General features: G+C 71.9%; 19 protein-coding genes. 14 read left to right on the top strand and 5 right to left on the bottom strand.

Going from position 1 to position 20,122, the window contains the following annotated elements:
- The first annotated feature begins 11 nt into the window (after positions 1–11).
- Positions 12–989: a ribose-phosphate diphosphokinase gene (locus I8920_RS03545; RefSeq protein ID WP_198657805.1), complete on the top strand. Its 978-nt coding sequence runs from the start codon at positions 12–14 to the stop codon at positions 987–989.
- Positions 990–1,064: 75 nt separating this feature from the next.
- Positions 1,065–1,844, top strand: coding sequence for a putative protein N(5)-glutamine methyltransferase (locus tag I8920_RS03550; protein WP_332873169.1), 780 nt, complete (start codon positions 1,065–1,067; stop codon positions 1,842–1,844).
- A gap of 566 nt (positions 1,845–2,410) precedes the next feature.
- Here I8920_RS03550 and I8920_RS03555 read toward each other — a convergent pair.
- On the bottom strand, positions 2,411–4,015 hold the full coding sequence (locus tag I8920_RS03555) for a molybdopterin-dependent oxidoreductase (RefSeq protein WP_198657806.1): 1,605 nt from the start codon (positions 4,013–4,015) through the stop codon (positions 2,411–2,413).
- 206 nt (positions 4,016–4,221) lie between these two features.
- Between I8920_RS03555 and I8920_RS03560 the strand changes: the two genes are divergently transcribed.
- On the top strand, positions 4,222–4,824 hold the full coding sequence (locus I8920_RS03560) for a hypothetical protein (protein WP_198657807.1): 603 nt from the start codon (positions 4,222–4,224) through the stop codon (positions 4,822–4,824).
- Positions 4,825–4,872: 48 nt separating this feature from the next.
- Here the strand turns inward: I8920_RS03560 and gndA are convergent, their stop codons facing one another.
- On the bottom strand, positions 4,873–6,330 hold the full coding sequence (gene gndA / locus I8920_RS03565) for an NADP-dependent phosphogluconate dehydrogenase (RefSeq protein ID WP_198657808.1): 1,458 nt from the start codon (positions 6,328–6,330) through the stop codon (positions 4,873–4,875).
- Positions 6,331–6,442: 112 nt separating this feature from the next.
- Here gndA and I8920_RS03570 point away from each other — a divergent pair, with 112 nt between their 5' ends.
- The 3 genes from I8920_RS03570 (at position 6,443) to I8920_RS03580 (ending at position 7,767) form a co-directional block, all read left to right on the top strand.
- Entirely contained in the window at positions 6,443–6,982 is a 540-nt protein-coding gene (locus tag I8920_RS03570) for a gluconokinase (protein ID WP_198657809.1), read from the top strand.
- A gap of 168 nt (positions 6,983–7,150) precedes the next feature.
- Entirely contained in the window at positions 7,151–7,354 is a 204-nt protein-coding gene (locus I8920_RS03575; RefSeq protein WP_198657810.1) for a ribbon-helix-helix protein, CopG family, read from the top strand.
- On the top strand, positions 7,351–7,767 hold the full coding sequence (locus I8920_RS03580) for a type II toxin-antitoxin system death-on-curing family toxin (protein ID WP_198657811.1): 417 nt from the start codon (positions 7,351–7,353) through the stop codon (positions 7,765–7,767). The genes I8920_RS03575 and I8920_RS03580 overlap by 4 nt, the downstream gene beginning before the upstream one ends.
- On the opposite strand, the gene I8920_RS03585 is transcribed toward I8920_RS03580, so the two are convergent.
- The 3 genes from I8920_RS03585 to I8920_RS03595 all read right to left on the bottom strand — a co-directional run bounded on the left by I8920_RS03585 (position 7,748) and on the right by I8920_RS03595 (position 11,020).
- Entirely contained in the window at positions 7,748–8,350 is a 603-nt protein-coding gene (locus tag I8920_RS03585) for a class I SAM-dependent methyltransferase (protein WP_198657812.1), read from the bottom strand. The two genes, I8920_RS03580 and I8920_RS03585, sit on opposite strands and share 20 nt — an antisense overlap.
- A 139-nt stretch (positions 8,351–8,489) precedes the next feature.
- Positions 8,490–9,929 (bottom strand): glucuronate isomerase, encoded by a 1,440-nt coding sequence (gene uxaC / locus I8920_RS03590; protein WP_198657813.1) that lies wholly within the window; start codon positions 9,927–9,929, stop codon positions 8,490–8,492.
- Between the two features lie 53 nt (positions 9,930–9,982).
- Positions 9,983–11,020 carry a LacI family DNA-binding transcriptional regulator gene (locus tag I8920_RS03595; RefSeq protein WP_198657814.1) on the bottom strand — a complete coding sequence of 346 codons (1,038 nt, stop codon included), beginning with the start codon at positions 11,018–11,020 and terminating at the stop codon, positions 9,983–9,985.
- 122 nt (positions 11,021–11,142) lie between these two features.
- On the opposite strand from I8920_RS03595, the gene I8920_RS03600 reads away from it, so the two are divergent.
- From I8920_RS03600 to manD, 8 genes are all read left to right on the top strand, one after another.
- On the top strand, positions 11,143–12,513 hold the full coding sequence (locus I8920_RS03600) for an ABC transporter substrate-binding protein (protein WP_198657815.1): 1,371 nt from the start codon (positions 11,143–11,145) through the stop codon (positions 12,511–12,513).
- A complete protein-coding gene (locus I8920_RS03605) occupies positions 12,513–13,535 on the top strand; it encodes a carbohydrate ABC transporter permease (RefSeq protein ID WP_198657816.1) in 1,023 nt (340 codons plus the stop codon). Before I8920_RS03600 ends, I8920_RS03605 begins: the two co-directional genes overlap by 1 nt.
- Complete coding sequence (locus tag I8920_RS03610; protein WP_198657817.1) at positions 13,532–14,476, top strand: carbohydrate ABC transporter permease; 945 nt, start codon at positions 13,532–13,534, stop codon at positions 14,474–14,476. Before I8920_RS03605 ends, I8920_RS03610 begins: the two co-directional genes overlap by 4 nt.
- 93 nt (positions 14,477–14,569) lie before the next feature.
- Positions 14,570–15,406, top strand: a complete 837-nt coding sequence (locus I8920_RS03615; RefSeq protein ID WP_198657818.1) for a sugar phosphate isomerase/epimerase family protein — start codon at positions 14,570–14,572, stop codon at positions 15,404–15,406.
- Positions 15,403–16,602 (top strand): Gfo/Idh/MocA family protein, encoded by a 1,200-nt coding sequence (locus I8920_RS03620; protein WP_198657819.1) that lies wholly within the window; start codon positions 15,403–15,405, stop codon positions 16,600–16,602. Before I8920_RS03615 ends, I8920_RS03620 begins: the two co-directional genes overlap by 4 nt.
- A complete protein-coding gene (locus I8920_RS03625) occupies positions 16,599–17,471 on the top strand; it encodes a sugar phosphate isomerase/epimerase family protein (RefSeq protein WP_198657820.1) in 873 nt (290 codons plus the stop codon). Before I8920_RS03620 ends, I8920_RS03625 begins: the two co-directional genes overlap by 4 nt.
- A complete protein-coding gene (locus I8920_RS03630) occupies positions 17,468–18,748 on the top strand; it encodes a mannitol dehydrogenase family protein (protein WP_198657821.1) in 1,281 nt (426 codons plus the stop codon). Before I8920_RS03625 ends, I8920_RS03630 begins: the two co-directional genes overlap by 4 nt.
- Positions 18,745–20,097, top strand: a complete 1,353-nt coding sequence (gene manD, locus I8920_RS03635) for a D-mannonate dehydratase ManD (protein ID WP_225558995.1) — start codon at positions 18,745–18,747, stop codon at positions 20,095–20,097. Before I8920_RS03630 ends, manD begins: the two co-directional genes overlap by 4 nt.
- Positions 20,098–20,122 lie beyond the last annotated feature (25 nt).

A 20,122-nucleotide genomic window follows, 5' to 3' on the forward strand; every position in this document is an offset into this window, starting at 1 on the left:
GAGCACCGCACTTGTCCGGAATCAAGACAACCGGCCAGAAACGACTCGTCCTCGTCTCAGGGCGAGCACACCCGGCGCTCTCTGCCGAGATCGCGGAGGAGCTCGGGGTCGACCTCGTGCCGACCGACGCGCGGACCTTCGCGAACGGTGAGCTCTACGCCCGCTTCGACGAGTCGGTGCGCGGCTGTGACGCCTTCGTCATCCAGTCGCACACCGCGCCGATCAACGAGTGGCTCATGGAGCAGCTCATCATGGTCGACGCGCTCAAGCGTGCGTCGGCGAAGCGGATCACCGTCGTGGCGCCGTTCTACCCGTACGCCCGACAGGACAAGAAGGGCCGCGGGCGCGAGCCGATCTCGGCCCGTCTCGTCGCCGACCTGTTCAAGGCCGCCGGCGCGCACCGCATCATGAGCGTCGACCTGCACGCCGCGCAGATCCAGGGCTTCTTCGACGGCCCGGTCGACCACCTGTTCGCGATGCCCGTGCTCCTCGAGCGCTTCCGCGAGATCCTCGACCCCGAGACCCTGACGGTCGTCTCGCCCGACATGGGCCGGGTCCGCGTCGCCGACATCTGGTCCGAGAAGCTCGGCGCCCCGCTCGCCATCATCCACAAGCGGCGCGACCCCCTCGTGCCGAACCAGGTCTCCGTGCACGAGATCGTCGGCGACGTCAACGGTCGGGTCTGCCTGCTCGTGGACGACCTCATCGACACCGGCCGGACGATCGCCAAGGCCGCCGAGGCGCTCAAGAACGCCGGGGCCACGGGCGTCGTCGTCGCGGCGACCCACGCGGTCTTCTCCGACCCCGCCACCGAGCTGCTGCAGAGCGAGTTCATCGACCGCGTGGTCGTGACCGACACCCTGCCCCTGCCGGAGGAGAAGCGCTGGGACCGCCTCGAGGTCCTGCCGATCGCGCCGCTCATCGCCCGTGCGATCCACGAGGTCTTCGACGACGGCTCCGTCACGTCGATGTTCGACGGCGCAGCGTAGCGGAGCCGTCGAACGAATGGGCACAGCCGACGGCGCTGCACCGTCTCGTCATCGTGACGAGTCTGCGAGACCCTGGTGACCCACCCCGCGCGTGACGCCCTCGCGGCCCGGCTCCGGGCCGCGGGGAGCGTCTTCGCCGAGGACGAAGCCGACCTGCTGCTCGAGGCCGGTGACGGTGAGCCGGTGCGACTCCGGACCCTCGTGCAGCGTCGGCTGGCCGGGGAACCGCTCGAGTACGTGCTCGGCTGGGCGGCCTTCGACGGGCACCGCATGCGCGTGACACCCGGGGTGTTCGTCCCGCGTGCCCGGACCACCGTGGTGGTCGAGCACGCCGCACGCCGACTCCAGCGGTACGACCGCGTGGTCGACCTGTGCTGCGGCGCGGGGGCGATCTCGGTCGCGCTGTTCGGTCGCGTCGGTGCGCTCGACCTCGTCGCCACCGACATCGACCCCGATGCCGTTGACGTGGCGGCGGAGAACATCGGTGACCGCGGCATCGTCGTCGCGGGTGACCTGTTCGCCCCGCTGCCCGAGCGCTTCCGCGGCGCGGTCGACGTCGTCGCGGTGAACGCCCCGTACGTCCCGACGGCGTCGATCGACCTGATGCCGACCGAGGCCCGCGAGCACGAGCACCGCGTCGCGCTCGACGGCGGCGGTGACGGCCTCGACCTGCACCGCCGGATCGCCGCGGGTGCGGGGGAGTGGCTCCGCCCCGGTGGCGCCGTCGTCATCGAGGTGTCGGAGGAGCAGGCGTCGGTCTCGGCGGGACTCTTCACGTCGGCCGGCTTCGATGCCGTGGTCGAGCGGGACGACGAGGTCGACGGTACCTGCGTCGTCGCGACCCTGCCCGCCTGACGTTCCCGCGCACGTCCGCGCGCGCGCGGGCGTCCGCACCGATCGGTCACGACATACCGCTCAGGTCCGCCGAGGCGGCACGACCCGTCGCCCGCGCGTCCGCGAACCGACACGTTGCGCACCCTCGGCGCGACGCACGTGGCGTGTGGCGCGCCCAGGGCGAGGCGCGGGGCGGGCCGACGCCGGGCCTCCAGGCCGTCGGGCGACCGAAGGACGTCCGCACCGAGCGGTCACGACATGCCGCTCAGGTCCGCCGAGGCGGCACGTCGTGTCGTCCGCGCGTCCGCGAACCGACACGTTGTGCACCCTCGGCGCGACGCACGTGGCGTGTGGCGCGCCCAGGGCGAGGCGCGGGGCGGTCCGACACCGGGCCTCCAGGCCGTCGGGGTACCGGAGGACGTCCGCACCGAGCGGTCACGACACGCCGCTCAGGTCCGCCGAAGCGGCACGACGCGCCGCTCGGGTCCACCGAGGCGGCACGACGTGTCGCCCGTGCCCCTGCGCACCGACACGTTGCGCACCCTCGACGCGACGCACGTGGCGTGTCGCGCCACCCGCCCGCGGCGTCAGCGCGCGTCGACCGTCACCGAGTGCCAGCCGGTCGCACCGTTCGGTGCCGGCGGCCGCTCCACGCTCGTCTGCACCTGGCCGTCGGCGCTGATCGCCCGTACCTCGATCCGGTGCGACCCCTCGGCCGGTGTCCACCGCAGCACCCACTGCCGCCAGGTGTCGGCCGACGCCGAGTCGGCGAGCTCCGCTCGCTGCCACGTGTCGCCGTCGACGCGGACCTCGACCGCCTTGACGCCGGTGTGTGGCTGCCAGGCGACCCCGGCGATCGCGACGCGCTCCCCGGCCGCGACGGTCGTGCCGTTGCGCGGGGTGTCGATGCGGGACTCCAGCTTGACGGGCCCGCGCTCGGACCACCCGCGGGGCGTCCAGTACCCCTGCGCGTCGGCGAACCGCGTGACCTCGAGCTCGGTGACCCACTTCGTCGCCGAGACGTAGCCGAACAGCCCGGGCACGACCATCCGCACCGGGAAGCCGTGCTCGGCGGGCAGCGGCTCACCGTTCATCCCGACGGCGAGCAGCGCTGCCGTCCCGTCGTCCTGCAGGACGTCGAGCGGGGTGCCGGCGGAGAACCCGTCGACGCTGCGCGAGAGGACCATGTCGGCGTCGCCCGTCGGCCGCGCCCGTGCGAGCAGGTCGCGGATGGGGTACCCGAGCCACCGGGCCGTGCCGATCAGGTCGCCGCCGACCTCGTTCGAGACGCAGCTCAGCGTGGCGACGTGCTCCTCGAGCGGCAGGGCGAGCAGCTCGTCCCAGCGCAGGGTGATCTCCTGCTCGACGGCACCGTGCACGCGGAGCGACCAGTCGGCGGGGTCGACGGCGGGGACCCGGAGCGCCGTGTCGATCCGGTAGAAGTCGGCGTTCGGGGTGAGGTACGGCGTGATCCCCTCGACATCGAGCGACGCACCGGCGGGCACCGCGGGCCCGCGCACCGCCGCGCCGGGCAGGCGGACGGCCCGTCTGGCAGCGGCGGCCGCCTGCATCGCGGACGACCCCAGCCGGGAGGCGGTGCCCACCACGACCGCGACCGTCGCCGTCGTGACGCCCCAGACGAGGAACGCGCGGCGCTCCACCGAAGCGGGCCGCGGCGACGCCGTGGGCACGGCCGCCGCGGCCTCCCACCGGCGGAGCCGACGGAGCACCACGCGCAGGACGACCACGGCCGCCACGACGCCGAGGACCGTGGGAGCGCCGTCGAACGTGCCGCTCCCCGATCGGGTGCTGACCGCGAGCAGCGCGAGCACCCCGCCGGCGGCGAAGACGAGCGCACCGAACGGAGGGCGCGCTCGTTCGAGCACCCCGGCCCCGGCGCTGATCGCGACCACGAGCACGGTCATGAGGACGAACAGGGCGACCTTGTCGCCGGTACCGAACAGCGCGACCATCAGGTCCTTCGCGCCCGGGGGAGCGAGGTCGATCACGGCCGAGCCGACGGCGACGAGCGGACTCCCTGCGCCGCCCAGCAGGAGCGCACCGAACTCGGCGACCCCGAGGAACGCCGCGGCGGCGACGACGCCCACCGCTGCCGCGAGCAGGGCCGGTCGTCGCAGCGGGGTGGTGCTCGGCTGCACGGTCGGCTCGTCCGTCGGCGTCTCGGTGGTCACGGCACGAGCGTAGGTCGCGGGGCCGCTCGTCGGCTGTGCGCGGGCTTCCCCCGGCGTTCACCGCCCCTGGCCAGCAGGTGGCGCGCAGGTCGTGGGAGGATCGGTGCGTGCTGCAGCGTCCCGATGGTGTCCCGCGGTCCGGCCGTGCGCGGGGGACCGGACGCCGCCCGACGTCACCGGCCCGACGCCTCTCAACCCTGCGCTGGGTGGTCGTCGGTGTGTGGCTCGCGCTGCTGGTCGCCCGCATCGTCGTCGTCGCCGTCGTCCCGGGTGCCGACCTGTCCTGGTACGGGATCGTCGAGTTCGGGGCGATCGGTCTCGGCGTCGTGGTGATCGTCGCCGCGGTCGTCCGGACGGCGGTGGCTCGGCAGCGGCACGCGGACGAGGCCCTCGCACTCGCCATCCGTCGCATCGACCCCACCGTCTGGCTCGTGCCCGCTGCGCCGACGCCCGAGCTGCAGGAGGCCGTGGCCGAGGTGCGCCCGGAAGCACGTCTCGGTGCCCGGGTCACCTGGGCCTTCGGGGCGACCGAGGCATCGCTGTGGGAGCTCGACGACCGCCGGGCGACCCGGCTGCTCGTGATCCGGTGGAGCCGCGTCGTACACGTCGGACTCGAGGACGTCCCGGTCGCGCGCGACGTCGCCCGACGGGGCTGCGCCGTCGTCATCCACTACGTCCGACCGGACGACCGGCCCGCCGTGACGTCGTTCTTCGTGCGGACGGGGCCGGGGTCGCGCCGACTGGTGGGGCGTGGGCCCCGGCTGGAGCGGCTCGTGGCCGACCTGGCGCGGGAGCGCATCGTCGCCTGAGCCCACCGAGGGTCCCGCGATCGGCGAGACCCTCGGCACGCGGCACGGTCAGTGGGTCGACGGCTCCTGCTCGACCTCGCGGCGGTCGTCGTCCGACCACAACGTGTGGAACGTGCCCTCCTTGTCGACGCGCTGGTACGTGTGGGCGCCGAAGAAGTCACGCTGCCCCTGGATCAGGGACGCCGGCAGACGGTCGGATGCCAGGGAGTCGAAGTACGACAGCGCCGACGAGAACCCCGGAGCGGGGATCCCGGACGCCGCCGCGATGCCGACGATGCGCCGCCAGGCGGCTTCGCCCTCAGCGACCGCGTTCGCGAAGTACGGGTCGACCAGCAGGCTCTCGAGCGCGGGGTTCTCGTCGTACGCCTCGACGATGCGGTTGAGGAACTGGGCGCGGATGATGCAACCACCGCGCCAGATCTTCGCGACGTTGCCCAGGTCGATGTCCCAGCCGTACTCCTCGGCTCCGGCGATGATGAGGTCGAAGCCCTGCGCGTAGGCGACGACCTTCGACGCGTACAACGCCGCGCGCACGTCGTCGGCGAAGGTGTCCGGCACCGGGGCGACGTCCGGACGGCTGCGCACCGACTGCTGGACGGCGGCACGCTGCGTCGGCTTGGAGGACACCGCACGGGCGAACACCGCCTCGCCGATGCCGGAGACGGGGATGCCGAGCCCCACGGCGTTCTGCACCGTCCACACGCCCGTGCCCTTCGAGCCCGCGGCATCGCGGATGACGTCGACGAGCGGCTTGCCGGTGTCGGCGTCGGTCTGCTTGAGCACCTCGCCGGTGATCTCGATCAGGTACGACTCGAGGTCGCCCTTGTTCCACTCGTCGAAGACGCCGACGAGTTCCTCGACCGACAGCCCGCCGGCGCGTCGGAGCAGGTCGTAGGACTCGGCGATCAGCTGCATGTCGGCGTACTCGATGCCGTTGTGCACCATCTTCACGAAGTGGCCGGCGCCGTCGGTGCCGATGTGGGTCACGCACGGCTCGCCCTCGGCCACCGCGGCGATCGACTTGAGGATCGGGCCGAGGGTCTCCCAGGCCTCGTCCGATCCGCCCGGCATGATCGACGGGCCCTTCAGTGCGCCCTCCTCGCCGCCGGAGATGCCGGTGCCGACGAAGTTCAGGCCCTGCTCGCGCAGCTCGTGCTCGCGGCGGATGGTGTCGTGGAAGTTCGCGTTGCCGCCGTCCACGATGATGTCGCCCGGTTCGAACCGCTCGGCCAGCTGTCCGATGACGGCGTCGGTGCCGGCTCCCGCCTGCACCATGATGATCGCCGTGCGCGGCTTGGCCAGGGACGCGACGAAGCCGTCGATGTCCTCCGACGCGATGAACCCGGCGTCGCCGTGCTCGTTCAGCAGCTCCTCGGTCCGGGCGTACGTGCGGTTGTAGACCGCCACGGTGTTGCCTTCGCGCGATGCGAGGTTCCTCGCGAGGTTGGACCCCATCACTGCGAGTCCGACGACCCCGATGTTCGCCTGACCGTTGTTGTCTGCCACGAGCGTCTCCTTCGTCCTGTCGGTGGCGCCCAACCTACGACCGCTGCCCTGGAACTGCACGGGTGTTGCGGCAACTGGGGACCACTGCCCGGACGGTGAATACTGTGGAGGGATGACCGAGCGCGCTGTCCACCCGCCCGTCCTCGTCATGGGGGTCTCGGGCTCCGGCAAGTCGACCGTCGGCCGAGCCCTGGCCGACGCGCTCGTGGCACGGGGCGAGCCGTGCGTGTTCGTCGACGCCGACGACCTGCACCCGGCCGCCAACAAGGAGAAGATGCGCCAGGGCATCCCGCTCACGGACGACGACCGCTGGCCCTGGCTCGACGCCTGCGCGGCACGCATCGCCGCCGTCGAGGCGGACGGTTCGCGCTGCGTGATGGCGAACTCCGCCCTGAAGCGCGTCTACCGCGACCGACTCCGCGCGTCCGCGCCGGGTCTCGTCATCGCGTTCCTGGACGGATCCCGCGACCTCATCGCCGAGCGGCAGGCCCATCGCCACCACGAGTACATGCCGACGTCGTTGCTCGACTCGCAGTTCGCGACGCTCGAGCGGCTCCAGTCCGACGAGGCCGCGGTCGACGTGGACATCGACGGATCGGTCGACGATACCGTGCGGCACATCCTGGCGGCACTCGCCGTCACCGCGGCCTGAACCGGGCGTCGACGACTCGGCGCTGTTCCTGCACAGGGCCTGGCCCTGCTTCGGCCGTCCCCAAGAAGTCCCCGGCGCGGCATCTGCGGTGTGCGCTGCTCCTACGGTCGTGCCATGACCACGATCACTGCTCCCCGGACCGATACCACCGTCGATACCATGGACCGCATGGCGATGACCCTCCGACTCGACGAATCCGAGGCCGCGGCGCTGCGCCGACGTGCCGACCTCGAGGCGCGCTCCATGCAGGACGTCGCCCGGGCCGCCATCCGGGAGTACATCGAGCACCACAGCCGCACCGACCTCATCGACGGCATCCTGGACCGCGAACTCCCCCGGTACGCCGAGGCACTCGAGCGACTCGGCAGGTGATCCACCTCACCGCCGACGAAGCGCTGCACATCGCCCGGCGGACCCTCGGCCCGGGCTGCGCCGTCCGCGACGTCGGGTTGCTCGAGGCGGCGGTGGCACGGCCAGCGGCGTCCGTGGGCGGGAGCGACGCCTACCCGACGTTGGTCGAGAAGGCCGCGGCGCTCGTCCACTCCACCGTGCGGAACCATGCCCTGGTCGACGACAACAAGCGCCTCGGGCTGATGCTGTTGGTGGTCTTCCTCGGCGTGAACGGCACGCGGTTGCACGCCTCGAACGACCAGGCCTACGACTTCATCGTCGCGGTCGCCGAGGGAGAGCTCGATGCCGTGCCGGACATCGCTGCTGCCCTGGCCCCGCTGATCTCGGCCGACCGCACGCCCGCACGACGCCCCGTCAGCGCCGCACCGCACTGATCGCGCCGTGCGGCCGGTGCTCGGGCGCGGTGCGTGTGACGGTGTCCACGACCTCGAAGCCCGCTTCGTCGAGCAGCGCCGCCAGGGACGCGACCGGCCACCGGTTGGCGGTGACGACCGCGTGGTCGAAGGCCTCGACCGCGGGACCCTCGAAGAACCCGAGCAGCAGACCGCCGCCGGGGCAGAGCACCCGCCGGAACTCGGCCAGCGGGACGCCGATGCGAGCGGGATCGTGGTGGATCACCGAGTACCAGGAGAGGACCCCGTCGACGCTGCCGTCCGCGATCGGCAGCGCGTCGAGCGAGCCGACCCGGAAGTCGACGTCCTCGGAGCCGTACGTGCGGCGCGCGTGCTCGACGAACTCCGGCACGGCGTCGATGCCGGTCACGCGGTGCCCCTGCCGAGCGAGGGACGCCGCCCAGTGCCCGGGGCCGCACCCGGCGTCGAGCAACGGACCGCGACGGCCTGCTGCCCAGGCGTCCACGAGTGTCCGGTCGTCGGGGTGGACGGCCGCCATCGAGCCGAGCAGCGCCGCGTACTGGTCGGCCCGAGCGCTGTACGCCGCCGTCACCCGCTCTCTCATGCGCCCGACCGTACCGGGCGACGACGGAGCGAGTGCGACCGGTGCCGGGCAGCGTGACCGCGGCCGGCCGCCGGCCGTCGGGCGGGTGCGGCCGGTACCCGGCAGCGTGACCGCGGTCGAACCCCCGGGCGCTCGGCGCTCAGAGCTTGAACGTCGCCCGCGGGATGTCCGACACGATCCGCTGCGCCGTGCGGACCGCGTCCTCCTCCGACATCTGGTGGGTGACGACGAGCGACGCCAGGTACGCCGCGTCCGCCCGTCGGGCCATGTCGTGCCGCGCCGGGATCGAGCAGTACGCCCGGGTGTCGTCGATGAACCCGGACGTCTTCGTGAACGACGCCGAGTCGGTGACCGCGGACCGGTACCGCCCGATCGCGGCCGGGGTGTCGATGAACCACCACGGCGCCCCCGCGTACACGGCCGGGTAGAAGCCGGCGAGCGGACCGATCTCGCGCGAGAACACGGTCTCGTCGACGGTGAAGAGCACCAGGTGGAAACCGGGGGCGGTGCCGAACGCCTCGAGCAGCGGACGCAACGGCTCCGTGAACGACCCGACGGCGGGCAGGTCGTGCCCCGTGTCCGGCCCGAAGCGGTCGAGGGTGGGGGTGTGGTGGTTCCGGATCACCCCGGGGTGCAACTGCATGACCAGGCCGTCGTCGACGCTCATCTCCGCCCAGCGGAAGAGCATGTCGTGCCGGTACGCGGTGGCGTCGGCGTCCGACACCGAGGACGGGTCGCGGAGCGCAGCCGCGTGGATGCGTTCGCGCTCGCTCGACGGCAGCGGCGCGGACCCGGCGTCCAGCACCCCGGTGTCGGTGGCGGTCGCGCCGTGGCCGATGAAGTACTGGCGGCGTGCGCGGAGTGCCGCCAGCAGCCCGGCGTGGGTGCCCGTGTCGATGCCCGCAGCCTCACCGATCGACGTGACCACGGGCCTCCAGTCCGACCGCGTCGGGTCGAACACGGCATCGGCGCGGAAGGTGGGGAGCACCCGGCCGGTGAAGCCCGGGTCGGCGGCGAGCCGCGCGTGCGCGGCGAGGTCGTCGGCCGGGCCGTCGGTGGTGGCGAGGACCTCGATGCCGAACGTGTCGAACAGGGCGCGGGGCCGGAAGGCGGGTGACGCCAGCTGGCGGGCGATCTGGTCGTACTGCGCGTCCGCGTTCGCGGCCGACGGCTGCTCCGTCAGACCGAACACGTCGTGCAGTTCCGTCTCGAACCAGTAGCGCACGGGTGTGCCCAGGAAGTCGTCCCAGTGCTCCGCGAGCTGCCGCCAGACGGCGCGGCCTGGAGGCGCGGGGTGCGTCCCCGACAGGTCCTCGCGTCCCAGCGCCTCCAGTCCGACCCCGTTCGCGTGCAGCAGCCGGAGCACGTAGTGGTCGGGCGTGACGAGCAGCGCTGCCGGGTCCGGGAACGGTCGGTCGGCCGCGATCAGCGCGGCGTCGACGTGTCCGTGCGGCGAGATGATCGGGGCGTCCTTGACGGCGTCGAAGACGGTCCGAGCGACCGCCCGGGCGCCGGCGTCGGCCGGGAACAGCCGGTCGGGGTGGGGCGCGAGGCGGGCGGGGGTGCTGGACTGGGTCATCGTCGACTCCTTCGGTGGGACAGCGGGACGGGTCACACGGGGACCGGTGCGGATCACGAGCGGATGGGCGCGGGGCCGGTGGACTCGCGCACGGTCAGGTGGGTGGGCAGGGCGACGGCGCCGGACATGTGCTCCCCGGGCAGTTCGTCGGCGGGGAGTGCCCCGAGCCGTCCGAGCAGCATCCGGATGGCGACCCGGCCGGCGCGCTCGATCGGCGAGGTCATCGTGGTGAGCGGCGGATTGCAGAAGTCCGCGCCGAAGATGTCGTCGCAGCCGACGATGCTCATGTCCTCGGGGACGCGGACCCCGCGCTCCCGCAGGCGGGCGAGCATGCCGATCGCGATCAGGTCGTTGAAGGCGACGCAGGCGGTGGCCCCGGCGTGCACGGCGGCGTCGGCGGCCGCGGCGCCCGAGTCGACGAAGGGTGCGTGCGGTCCGATGCGCGCGACCCGCACGCCCAGGCGTCTGCCGACCTGCACGAGCGCACGCCAGCGGCGCTCGTTCGACCACGAGCTGTCCGGCCCGGCGACGTAGAGCACGTCGCGGTGGCCGAGCGAGACGAGGTGCTGCACGGCCTGCTCGACCCCGCCCGGGGTGTCGATGAGCACAGAGGGCACACCGGCGGGCCGGCGGTTGACGACGACGAGCGGCAGACGCTCGGCGAAGCGGGCGATCTGCGCGTCGGACAGCCGTGACGCGGTGAGCACGACGCCGTCGGCCTTCGCGCCGACCGCGGTGAGTGCGGCCATCTCGGCGTCGGCGGACTCCTCGGTGTCGACGAGCAGCTGGGTCCACCCGGCGGCGGCGAGCTGGTGCTGCGTACCCCGGATGACGTCGAAGTAGAACGGGTTCGTGATGTCGGAGACGAGCACGGCGACGGCGCGGGTCCGGCCGGAGGTCAGTGCCCGCGCCTGCGAGTTGGCGACGTAGCCGAGTTCGCGGGCGGCCCGCCGGATGCGCTCCTGGGTGGCGGGGTTGACCCGGTCCGGCAGCGACAGGGCTCGGGACACGGTCGACGGTGCGACGCCGGTCGCCTCGGCGATGTCCCGGATGGTCACCCGCCGTGTGGTGTCCGTGTCTGCGCTGCTCACGAGGCCGAACGTATTCGGCTCTGGCAACAAGTGGCAACCGGTTGCCGCATGTTGCCAACGGCGGGACAGTGGTGCCACCGAGCAGCGCCGCTCGGAGGAGGTCTCGAGGAGGAAACCCCCGGATGAGAACGCGAAGCACGAACACGCGACGCCTGCGGCCCCGCACCCTCGTCGGTGCCGTCGCCGTGGTCGCCCTCGCCGCACTGTCCCTGCAGGGATGTGCCGTGGTGAACGGCAGCGGCGACGACCCGAACACCCTCCGCGTGATGATGGGCGCGGACACCACCTACCCGAAGGAACGCAAGCAGTGGCAGCGCGAGACCGCCGCCGAGTTCAAGCGCACCACGGGGGCGGACATCCAGTGGGAGACGTACTCGTCCGCCCAAGAAGAACTGACCGCGATCCAGACGAGCGTCATCTCCGGGCAGGGCCCCGACGTCTACGCGATCGGCACCACCTTCACCCCGACCGCCTACGCCACCGGCGCCTTCGTCGAGATGGGCACGGAGGAGTGGGACGCGATCGGCGGCAAGGACCAGTTCGACCCCGCGTCCTTCGGCATCTCCGGCCCGAGCGAGTCGAAGCAGATCGGCATACCGTTCGCCAGCCGCCCGTTCGTGATGGCGGTGAACACGGAGCTGCTCGCGAAGGCCGGCATCAAGGAGATGCCCACCACGTGGGACGAACTCACCGCGGACGCGGAGGCCACCACCGGCGACGGCCGCCACGGCATGGCGATCGCGTACGCCGACGGCTTCGACCCCTGGAAGTTCGTGTGGGGGATGGCCCAGAACGCCGGCAACACGATCGTCGACGGGTCGACGGCCGAGATCGACAGCGAGGCCGTCGCGAACGCCTACCGCACCTACTTCGACTGGGTGACGAAGGACGGCGTCGTCGACCCGGCCGCGATCGGCTGGAACAACGCCCAGGCACTCGCGCAGTTCACCGACGGCAAGGCCGCGTTCTTCCCGATGACGACCACCACGGCGATCAACTCGTTCGAGGGGACCAAGGTCGACGGCAAGTACGAGTTCGCCCTGCTGCCGACCGTGCCACCGGGTGCGACGTCGCGTCCGAGCGACGGCATCGAAGCGGCGAGCATCCTCTCGGGCGACAACTGGGTCGTGGCCGACTACGGCACCAAGCAGGACCTGTCGTTCGACTTCATCGAGCAGCTCAGCGCGCCGGAGGCACAGCTCGAGTACTACGAGCTGTTCGGCAACCTGCCGACCAACGTCGACGCCGCCGCGCGGCTCGCGGCGGACAACCCGCAGCTCGAGCCGATCATCGACGCCGGACGCCTGTCGAAGCCGACCGCCTTCACCGGTGCGTGGTCCGACATCCAGCTCGCCCTGGTCGACGTCGTCGTGCAGTCGATCCCGTCGCTCAAGTCCGGCGAGGTCACCGACGACGAACTCCGGAAGCGGCTCGGAGCAGCGCAACGCGACGCCCAGGCCACCCTCGACCGCCAGAAGAACGGAGGGCTGTGATGACCAGCACGCAGACCCGTCCCCGCACCGACGCGGCACCACCGCGGCCGGTCCGCCCGGTCGGGAAGACACCCCTGTACAAGCGCGAGCGTCCGCTGTGGATGCTCCTGCCCGGCGGCGTCCTCATGCTCGCCGTCATCGTGGTGCCGCTCCTGGTGGGCTTCTTCATCGCGATGCTCGACCTCGACCAGTACACGCTGCGCGAGTGGTTCAGCGCCCCGTTCGTCGGGCTCGCCAACTTCACCGAGGCGTTCACGAACTCGCCGCTGCTGCACTCCATCTGGATCTCGGTGTCCCTGTCGGTGCTCGTCACCGCCGTCACCGTACCGATCGGGGTCGCGGCGGCGATCTCGACGCAGAACCGGTTCCCGGGCCGCGGGCTCGTCCGCTCGATCTACCTGATCCCGTACGTGCTGCCCGCGTTCGTCGTCGGCACGTTCTTCCGCACGATGCTCCAGCCGCAGGGCGTCGTCAACTCGATCCTGCACACCGACGTGCTGTGGCTCAACGGCTCGGCGTCCTACTGGGCGCTCGCCGGGGTGATGATCTGGACGAGCTGGCCCTTCGTCTACCTGCTGTCCCTGGCCGGACTGCAGGCCGTCGACAACGAGGTGCACGAGGCCGCTGCCCTCGACGGAGTGACGTGGTGGGCGAAGCTGCGGTACATCATCTTCCCGTACCTGCGCGGTCCGCTGAGCCTGGCGGTGATCATCTCGATCCTGCACAACATCAACAACTTCACGCTGCCGTTCGTGCTGTTCGGTGTCCCGCTGCCGTCGAGCGTCGAGGTCATGCCCGTCCTGACGTACATCGCGAGCTTCCAGTCGTTCCGCTTCGGCCTGTCCGCGGCGATGGCGATCTGCTCGCTCGTGATCGTCGCGATCCCGCTGTTCGTCTACCTGCGGGCGGTCAAGCTCGACACCGGTGACGACGCGGGTCCCTCGCGCAGGCAGCGCCGCGCCGACCGCGCCACGCTCGCCGCCGCCCCGACCACCGCCGACATCGACGGAGCACGAGCATGACCACCTTCGGCACCACGCGCACCCGCCCCACCGCGACGCTCACCGAGAGCATCACGGCACCCGGCCGACGCCACAAGCGCCCCTACGACACCGACGTCACACGCCTGCTGCCCCGCTGGTTGCTCGTCACCGTGATCGCCGTCATCATCGCGTTCATCGCCGTGCCGGTGCTCTACATCCTGTTCGGTTCGGTCAACTCGGACGTCGCGGTCGCCCGCGGCGAGTACTTCCCGTCCGAGTTCACCCTGTCGAACTACGTCGAGATCTGGTCCACGGTCGCCCTCGGCGAGGGACTGGTGAACTCGATGCTCACCGCCGGCGCGGTCGCCGTCGCGAGTGCGGCGCTCGCCGTGTCCACCGCCTACGTGCTCGTCCGGTTCCGGTTCCTCGGGCGGCTGACGATCCTGCGCGGGCTCCTCGCCCTGCAGTCCATCCCGGGCACACTCCTGCTCCTGCCCGTCTTCGTGGTGTTCTCGAACATCGCCAGCGCCACCGGCGTGCAGATCATCGGGACCCGCTGGGGTCTGTTCGTCACCTACCTGACGTTCGCCCTGCCGTTCTCGACGTGGGTGATGGTCACGTACCTGCGCGGCCTGCCGAAGGAGCTCGAGGAGGCCGCCCGCATCGACGGCGCCAGCTCGACGAAGATCCTGACGAAGATCGTGCTGCCGCTGTCGTGGCCGGGCATCGTCGTCTCCGCGATCTTCGCCTTCTTGCTCGGCTGGAACGACGTCCTGTTCTCCACGATCATGACGACCCCGAACACCCGCACCGTCGCCGTGGTGCTGCAGGTGCTCGGCACCACCCAGGAGGGCGGTGCCGTCCCGATCTACGGCCAGATGATGGCCGCGTCGATCGTCTGCGCGGTCCCCGTCGTCGCCCTGTACCTCATCTTCCAGCGCTACCTGGTCGGCGGCCTGACGGCCGGCTCCGTCAAGTAGCCCTGTGCAGTCCGCCGAATCGTCCACAGATCTGACTGGAGGCCCGGTGCGCGTCCGCCCCGCCGGTCACCCTGGTCGCATGAAGGGAACGCAATGACCCAGCCCAGTTGGGAACTCTCCGGATTCGGCGACGAGATCGACGCCGATCCCGTCGTCCAGGTCGCGGTGCTGCAGGCACTCGGCGCCAGCGCGATCGAGGTCCGCAGTGCCTGGGGCGTCAACGTCGTCGACCTCGACGACGACCAGCTCGCGGCGCTCCACCGCGTCCTCCAGGAGCGCGGGCAGACGGTGTCCGCCATCGCCTCGCCGATCGGCAAGGTGTCCGTCGACGAACCCGTCGAACACGAGGTGTCGCGCCTGTCCCGGGCGATCCGTGCAGCGCACGCCCTGGGCACGACGAACATCCGGATCTTCTCGTTCTACTTCGCAGGCCGCCAGCCCGAGGCCGTCCGCGACGACGTACTCGTCCGCATGCGCGCCCTCGCCGACCTCGCCGAGCGCGACGGGGTGACCCTGCTGCACGAGAACGAGAAGGACATCTACGGCGACGTCCCCGCGCGGGTGCTCGACATCGTCGAGAGCGTCGGTTCGCCCGCGCTCCGGCTGGCCTGGGACAACGCGAACTACGTGCAGTGCGGCGTCCGGCCCTTCACCGACGGCTGGGAGCAGCTCGCCCCGTACGTCGACTACCTGCAGGTCAAGGACGCCCTCGCCGCCGACTCCTCCGTGGTGCCCGCGGGCGAGGGCGACGGCGAACTGCTCCAGACGCTCACCGCACTCCGCGACGCCGGGTACTCCGGCTACGCCTCCCTCGAGCCGCACCTCAGCGACGTCACCTCCCTCGGCGGGTTCTCCGGCCCGGCGGCCTTCGGGCGCGCCGGTCGGGCCTTCCGGACGCTCACCGACCAGATCGGAGTCACCCTGCGATGACCGAAGCAACCCCGCTCAAGCTGGCCGTCGTCGGCGCCGGCGTCATCGGACGCCACCACGCCCGCGTCGCCGTCCAGCACCCCGACCTGCAGGTCGTCGCCCTCGTCGACGCGATCCCCGCCGCGGCCACGAGCGCCGCGGACGAAGTCGAGACGATGGGGGTCCCGCGGCCGATCACCACCGAGACCATCGAGCAGGCCATCGCCGCCACCGACATCGACGTCGTGGCGATCTGCTCGCCGTCCGGCATGCACGTGCAGCTGGCCGAGGCCGCCCTGGCCGCCGGCAAGCACGTCGTCATCGAGAAGCCGCTCGACACCACGATGCCCCGGGCCCGGCAGATCGCGGCGCTCGCTGCCGACGCCCGCGCTCGCGGTCTCGTGACGAGCGTCATCAGCCAGCACCGGTTCGACCCGGCGTCGGCCGCGGTGGCCGAGGCCGCGCACGGTGGCCGGTTCGGCACGGTCACCTCGGGACTCGCGAGTGTCGCCTGGTACCGGTCGCAGGGGTACTACGACTCCGGCGACTGGCGCGGCACCTGGGCGCTCGACGGCGGCGGCGCCGTGATGAACCAGGGCGTGCACACCGTCGACCTGCTCGTCTGGGCGCTCGGCCGGCCCGAGGAGATCTCCGCGCAGACCGGCCTGCTCGCCCACGACCGCATCGAGGTCGAGGACACCGCCGTCGCCACCGTCCGGTTCCGCGGCGGCGCCCTCGGGGTCATCCACTGCACGACGGCCGCCTACCCGGGCCTGTCGGCGCGCTACGCGGTGTACGGCACCCACGGCTCCGCCATCGTCGACGACGACCGGCTCGCGTACTTCCACGTCGCGCCGGACACGGCCACGCTCGAGTCGGCGTCGACGACCGCGAACGCGACGGCCGTCGCCGACGCCGTCGACCAGAAGGACGAGGTCGTGCCGCCCGAGCACGTCGTCGGCGGGCCGGCCGAACCCGACCACTTCGCCGCCGGACACGCACGCCAGTACACCGACATCGTCGCGGCGATCCGCGAGGGCCGCGATCCGGGCGTAACCGTCGACGACGCCCTCGTCTCGCTCGCCACCGTCCGCGGCCTGTACGTCAGCGCGACGCTGGGGCATCCCGTCCGCATCGACGACGTCATCCAGGGCGAGTACGACCAGGTCGTGCCGGTCGTCGGAGCCCCCGCCACCACCGAAGGAGCCACCCGATGAAGTTCTCCGTGTTCACCGCCTCGACCCCCGACTGGACCCCGCAGCAGGCGGCCGAGACGCTGGCCGGACAGGGGTGGGACGGCATCGAGTGGCGGATCGTCGACGACCGCACCGAGGACGGCTCCTCCGGCTTCTGGGCCGGCAACCGCTCGACGTGGCAGTTCACGGGCATCCAGGTCCAGGTGGCCGAGATCGCCCGGATCACCGACGCTGCCGGGCTCGGGTACTCCGGCATCGGCGGCTACCAGCCCGCCGCCGACCACGAGGGCGTCGACACCATGCTCCGCGTCACGTCGGAACTCGGCGCCGGTCAGGTCCGGGTGACGATGCCGATGTACCGCCGCGAGCGGGAGCGCACCGGCGAGACGTACCCCCAGGTGTTCGACCGGACCCGTGCCGACCTGGAGTGGGCCACCGGCCGGGCCGCCGAGCTCGGGGTCAAGGCCCTGGTCGAGCTGCACCACATGACGATCACGCCGTCGGCCTCGGCCGCGCGACGACTGGTCGACGGCCTCGACCCGGCACACGTCGGCGTGATCCACGACCTCGGCAACCTCGTCATCGAGGGGCAGGAAGACCACCTCGCCGCGTTCGAGCTGCTCGGGCCGTACCTGGCGCACGCCCACGTGAAGAACGCCCGCTGGGTGGACACGGGGGAGACCCGCGCCGACGGCAGCCGGATCTGGCGGAACGAGTGGGCACCCCTGCGCGACGGCCAGGCCTCGGTGTCCGAGTACCTCGACGCCCTGCGGCAGCACGGCTACGACGGTTGGGTCACCATCGAGGACTTCTCGACCGACCTGCCGCTCGCCGAGCGCACCGCCGACAACCTTGCGTACCTGCGCTCGCTCGTCCCGGTGACCGCATGACCCGTCGTGCCGGCATCGTGCACCTGGGCGTCGGGGCCTTCGCGCGCGCCCACCTCGCCTGGTACACGGCGCACATCGACGGCGAACCCTGGGGCATCACCGCGTTCACCGGTCGCTCGCCGGCGGTGGCGGAGGCGCTCACCGCGCAGGACTGCCGGTACACGCTGGTCACCCGCGCCGCGGACGGCGACGCTGCCGAGGTCGTCGACACGCTCGTGGCGGCCCACCCCGGCACCGACGACGCGGCCTGGAGGCACGTGGTCGCGTCACCGGACACGACCATCCTCACGCTGACGGTCACCGAGGCCGGCTACCGGGACGACTCCGACGTGCCGTCCCGGTTGGTCGACGGGCTCGCCGCCCGCCGCGCAGTCGACGGAGGCCGGATCGCGCTGGTGTCGCTCGACAACCTGACCCACAACGGTGCGGTGCTCCACGACGCCGTGCTGTCCGCGGTGTCCGACCCCGCTCTGCTCGCGTGGATCGACGAGCACGTCACGTTCCCCTCGTCGATGGTCGACCGGATCACCCCCGCGACGACGGCCGACGACGTCGCACGTCTGGCGGAACTGCCCGGGGCGCTCGACGGCGACCGGGTGCCGGTGGTCACCGAACCGTTCGCCGAGTGGGTGCTCGAGGACGCCTTCGACGGGATCGACCGGCCCGCGTGGGAGAGCGCCGGCGTGCGGGTCGTCGACGACGTGACGCCGTACGAGCAGCGGAAGCTCTGGCTGCTCAACGGCGCGCACTCGCTCCTGGCGTACCTCGGCCTGCAGCTCGGCCACGAGACCGTGGCGTCCGCGATGGACGACCCCGTGTGCCGCACGGCCGTCGAGCTGCTCTGGGACGAAGCCGCGCTCGAACTGCCGCTGCCCGACGCCGAGGTCGCCGACGCCCGCGCGGCCCTGGTCGACCGGTTCGCCAACCCCCGCATCCGCCACACCCTGCGGCAGATCGCGGTCGGCGGCTCGCAGAAGCTGCCCGTCCGGGTCGTCGACGTCGTGCGGCGCCGACTGGCGCGCGACCCGTCCGCCGAGGTCGGCACCGGTGCCGCGACCCTGATCGCCGCGTGGTGGCTGCACGTGACCGGGCAGCCCGACCTGGTGGACGACCCCGGCGCTCCCGGGCCAGACTCGAGCCTGCACGACGTCCTGGCCGTCATCGCCCCAGACCTCGACACGACCCCCGTGGTCGCCGCCGTGACGGCGGCGGCCGACGGGATCCGCAGCGCCGCGGCAGCAGTCCGCGCGCCCTCCGACGAAGGAGTCCACGCATGACCGACACGAACACCACGAACCCGGCGGCCCCGTTCCCCGGCGCGAGCGACGGCGGACCGGCCCAGGCGACCTCGGGTCGTCCGGACACCTGGGCCTCCGCCGACCGCGGGCAGCTGATCGACCGGGCCGAGGTCATCGTCACGAGTCCGAACCGCAACTTCGTCACGCTCAAGCTCACGACCGCCGACGGGGTGACGGGGCTCGGCGACGCGACGTTGAACGGTCGTGAGTTGGCGGTCTCCGCGTACCTCTCCGAGCACGTCGTCCCGCTGCTGGTCGGCCGTGACGCCAGCCGCATCGAGGACGCCTGGCAGTTCCTGTACCGCTCGTCGTACTGGCGCCGGGGTCCCGTGACGATGGCCGCGATCGCCGCCGTGGACATGGCCCTCTGGGACATCAAGGCCAAGGTCGCCGGCATGCCGCTCTACCAGCTGCTCGGTGGGGCGTCCCGCACGGGGCTGATGGCGTACGGGCACGCCTCCGGCAAGGAACTCCCGGAGCTCTTCGACTCCATCCGCGAGCACCAGGAAGAGGGCTACCGCTCGATCCGGGTGCAGACCGGTGTCCCCGGGCTCGAGAGCATCTACGGCATCGCGTCGAACACGACCTCCGAGGGCAACGCCGGGGTGCGGTACGACTTCGAGCCGGCGCAGCGCGGGGCGTTCCCGGCGATGGAGGACTGGGACACCCGTGCGTACCTGCGCCACGTACCCACCGTGTTCGAGGCCGTCCGCAACGAGTTCGGCCCCGAGCTGCCGCTCCTGCACGACGGCCACCACCGGATGACCCCGCTGCAGGCCGCCAAGCTCGGCAAGTCCCTCGAGCCGTACGACCTCTTCTGGCTCGAGGACTGCACCCCCGCCGAGAACCAGGAGGCCCTGAAGCTCGTCCGCCAGCACACCACCACACCGCTGGCGATCGGCGAGGTCTTCAACACGATCTGGGACTTCAAGGACATCATCCGCGACCAGCTCATCGACTACGTCCGCGGGGCCGTCACGCACATGGGCGGCATCACCCCGCTGCGGAAGACGATGGACTACGCGGCGATGTACCAGATCCGGTCCGGGTTCCACGGCCCGACCGACATCTCGCCGGTGGGCCTCGCCGCCCAGATGCACCTCGGGCTGGCGATCCACAACTTCGGCATCCAGGAGTACATGCAGCACGGTCCCCAGACCAACCAGGTGTTCCGGCAGACGTTCACGTTCACCGACGGCTACCTGCACCCGGGCGACGAGCCGGGCCTCGGCGTCACGCTCGACGTCGACGAAGCCGGCAAGTACCCGTACGAGCAGGCCTACCTGCCGTTCAACCGCCTGGCCGACGGCACCGTCCACGACTGGTAGTCCGCGGCGCCGCGGCGGGCAGAGT

It is taken from the genome of Curtobacterium sp. YC1 (genome assembly GCF_016267665.1).
GTDB lineage: Bacteria > Actinomycetota > Actinomycetes > Actinomycetales > Microbacteriaceae > Curtobacterium.

Coding starts and splice junctions, on each gene's coding strand:
- I8920_RS03625 (WP_198657820.1), top strand. CDS start 16,599: ATGAAGTTCTCCGTGTTCACCGCCTCGACCCCCGACTGGACCCCGCAG.
- I8920_RS03630 (WP_198657821.1), top strand. CDS start 17,468: ATGACCCGTCGTGCCGGCATCGTGCACCTGGGCGTCGGGGCCTTCGCG.
- I8920_RS03610 (WP_198657817.1), top strand. CDS start 13,532: ATGACCACCTTCGGCACCACGCGCACCCGCCCCACCGCGACGCTCACC.
- I8920_RS03605 (WP_198657816.1), top strand. CDS start 12,513: ATGACCAGCACGCAGACCCGTCCCCGCACCGACGCGGCACCACCGCGG.
- I8920_RS03575 (WP_198657810.1), top strand. CDS start 7,151: ATGGCGATGACCCTCCGACTCGACGAATCCGAGGCCGCGGCGCTGCGC.
- I8920_RS03600 (WP_198657815.1), top strand. CDS start 11,143: ATGAGAACGCGAAGCACGAACACGCGACGCCTGCGGCCCCGCACCCTC.
- I8920_RS03585 (WP_198657812.1), bottom strand. CDS start 8,350: ATGAGAGAGCGGGTGACGGCGGCGTACAGCGCTCGGGCCGACCAGTAC.
- I8920_RS03615 (WP_198657818.1), top strand. CDS start 14,570: ATGACCCAGCCCAGTTGGGAACTCTCCGGATTCGGCGACGAGATCGAC.
- I8920_RS03620 (WP_198657819.1), top strand. CDS start 15,403: ATGACCGAAGCAACCCCGCTCAAGCTGGCCGTCGTCGGCGCCGGCGTC.
- uxaC (WP_198657813.1), bottom strand. CDS start 9,929: ATGACCCAGTCCAGCACCCCCGCCCGCCTCGCGCCCCACCCCGACCGG.
- I8920_RS03570 (WP_198657809.1), top strand. CDS start 6,443: ATGACCGAGCGCGCTGTCCACCCGCCCGTCCTCGTCATGGGGGTCTCG.
- manD (WP_225558995.1), top strand. CDS start 18,745: ATGACCGACACGAACACCACGAACCCGGCGGCCCCGTTCCCCGGCGCG.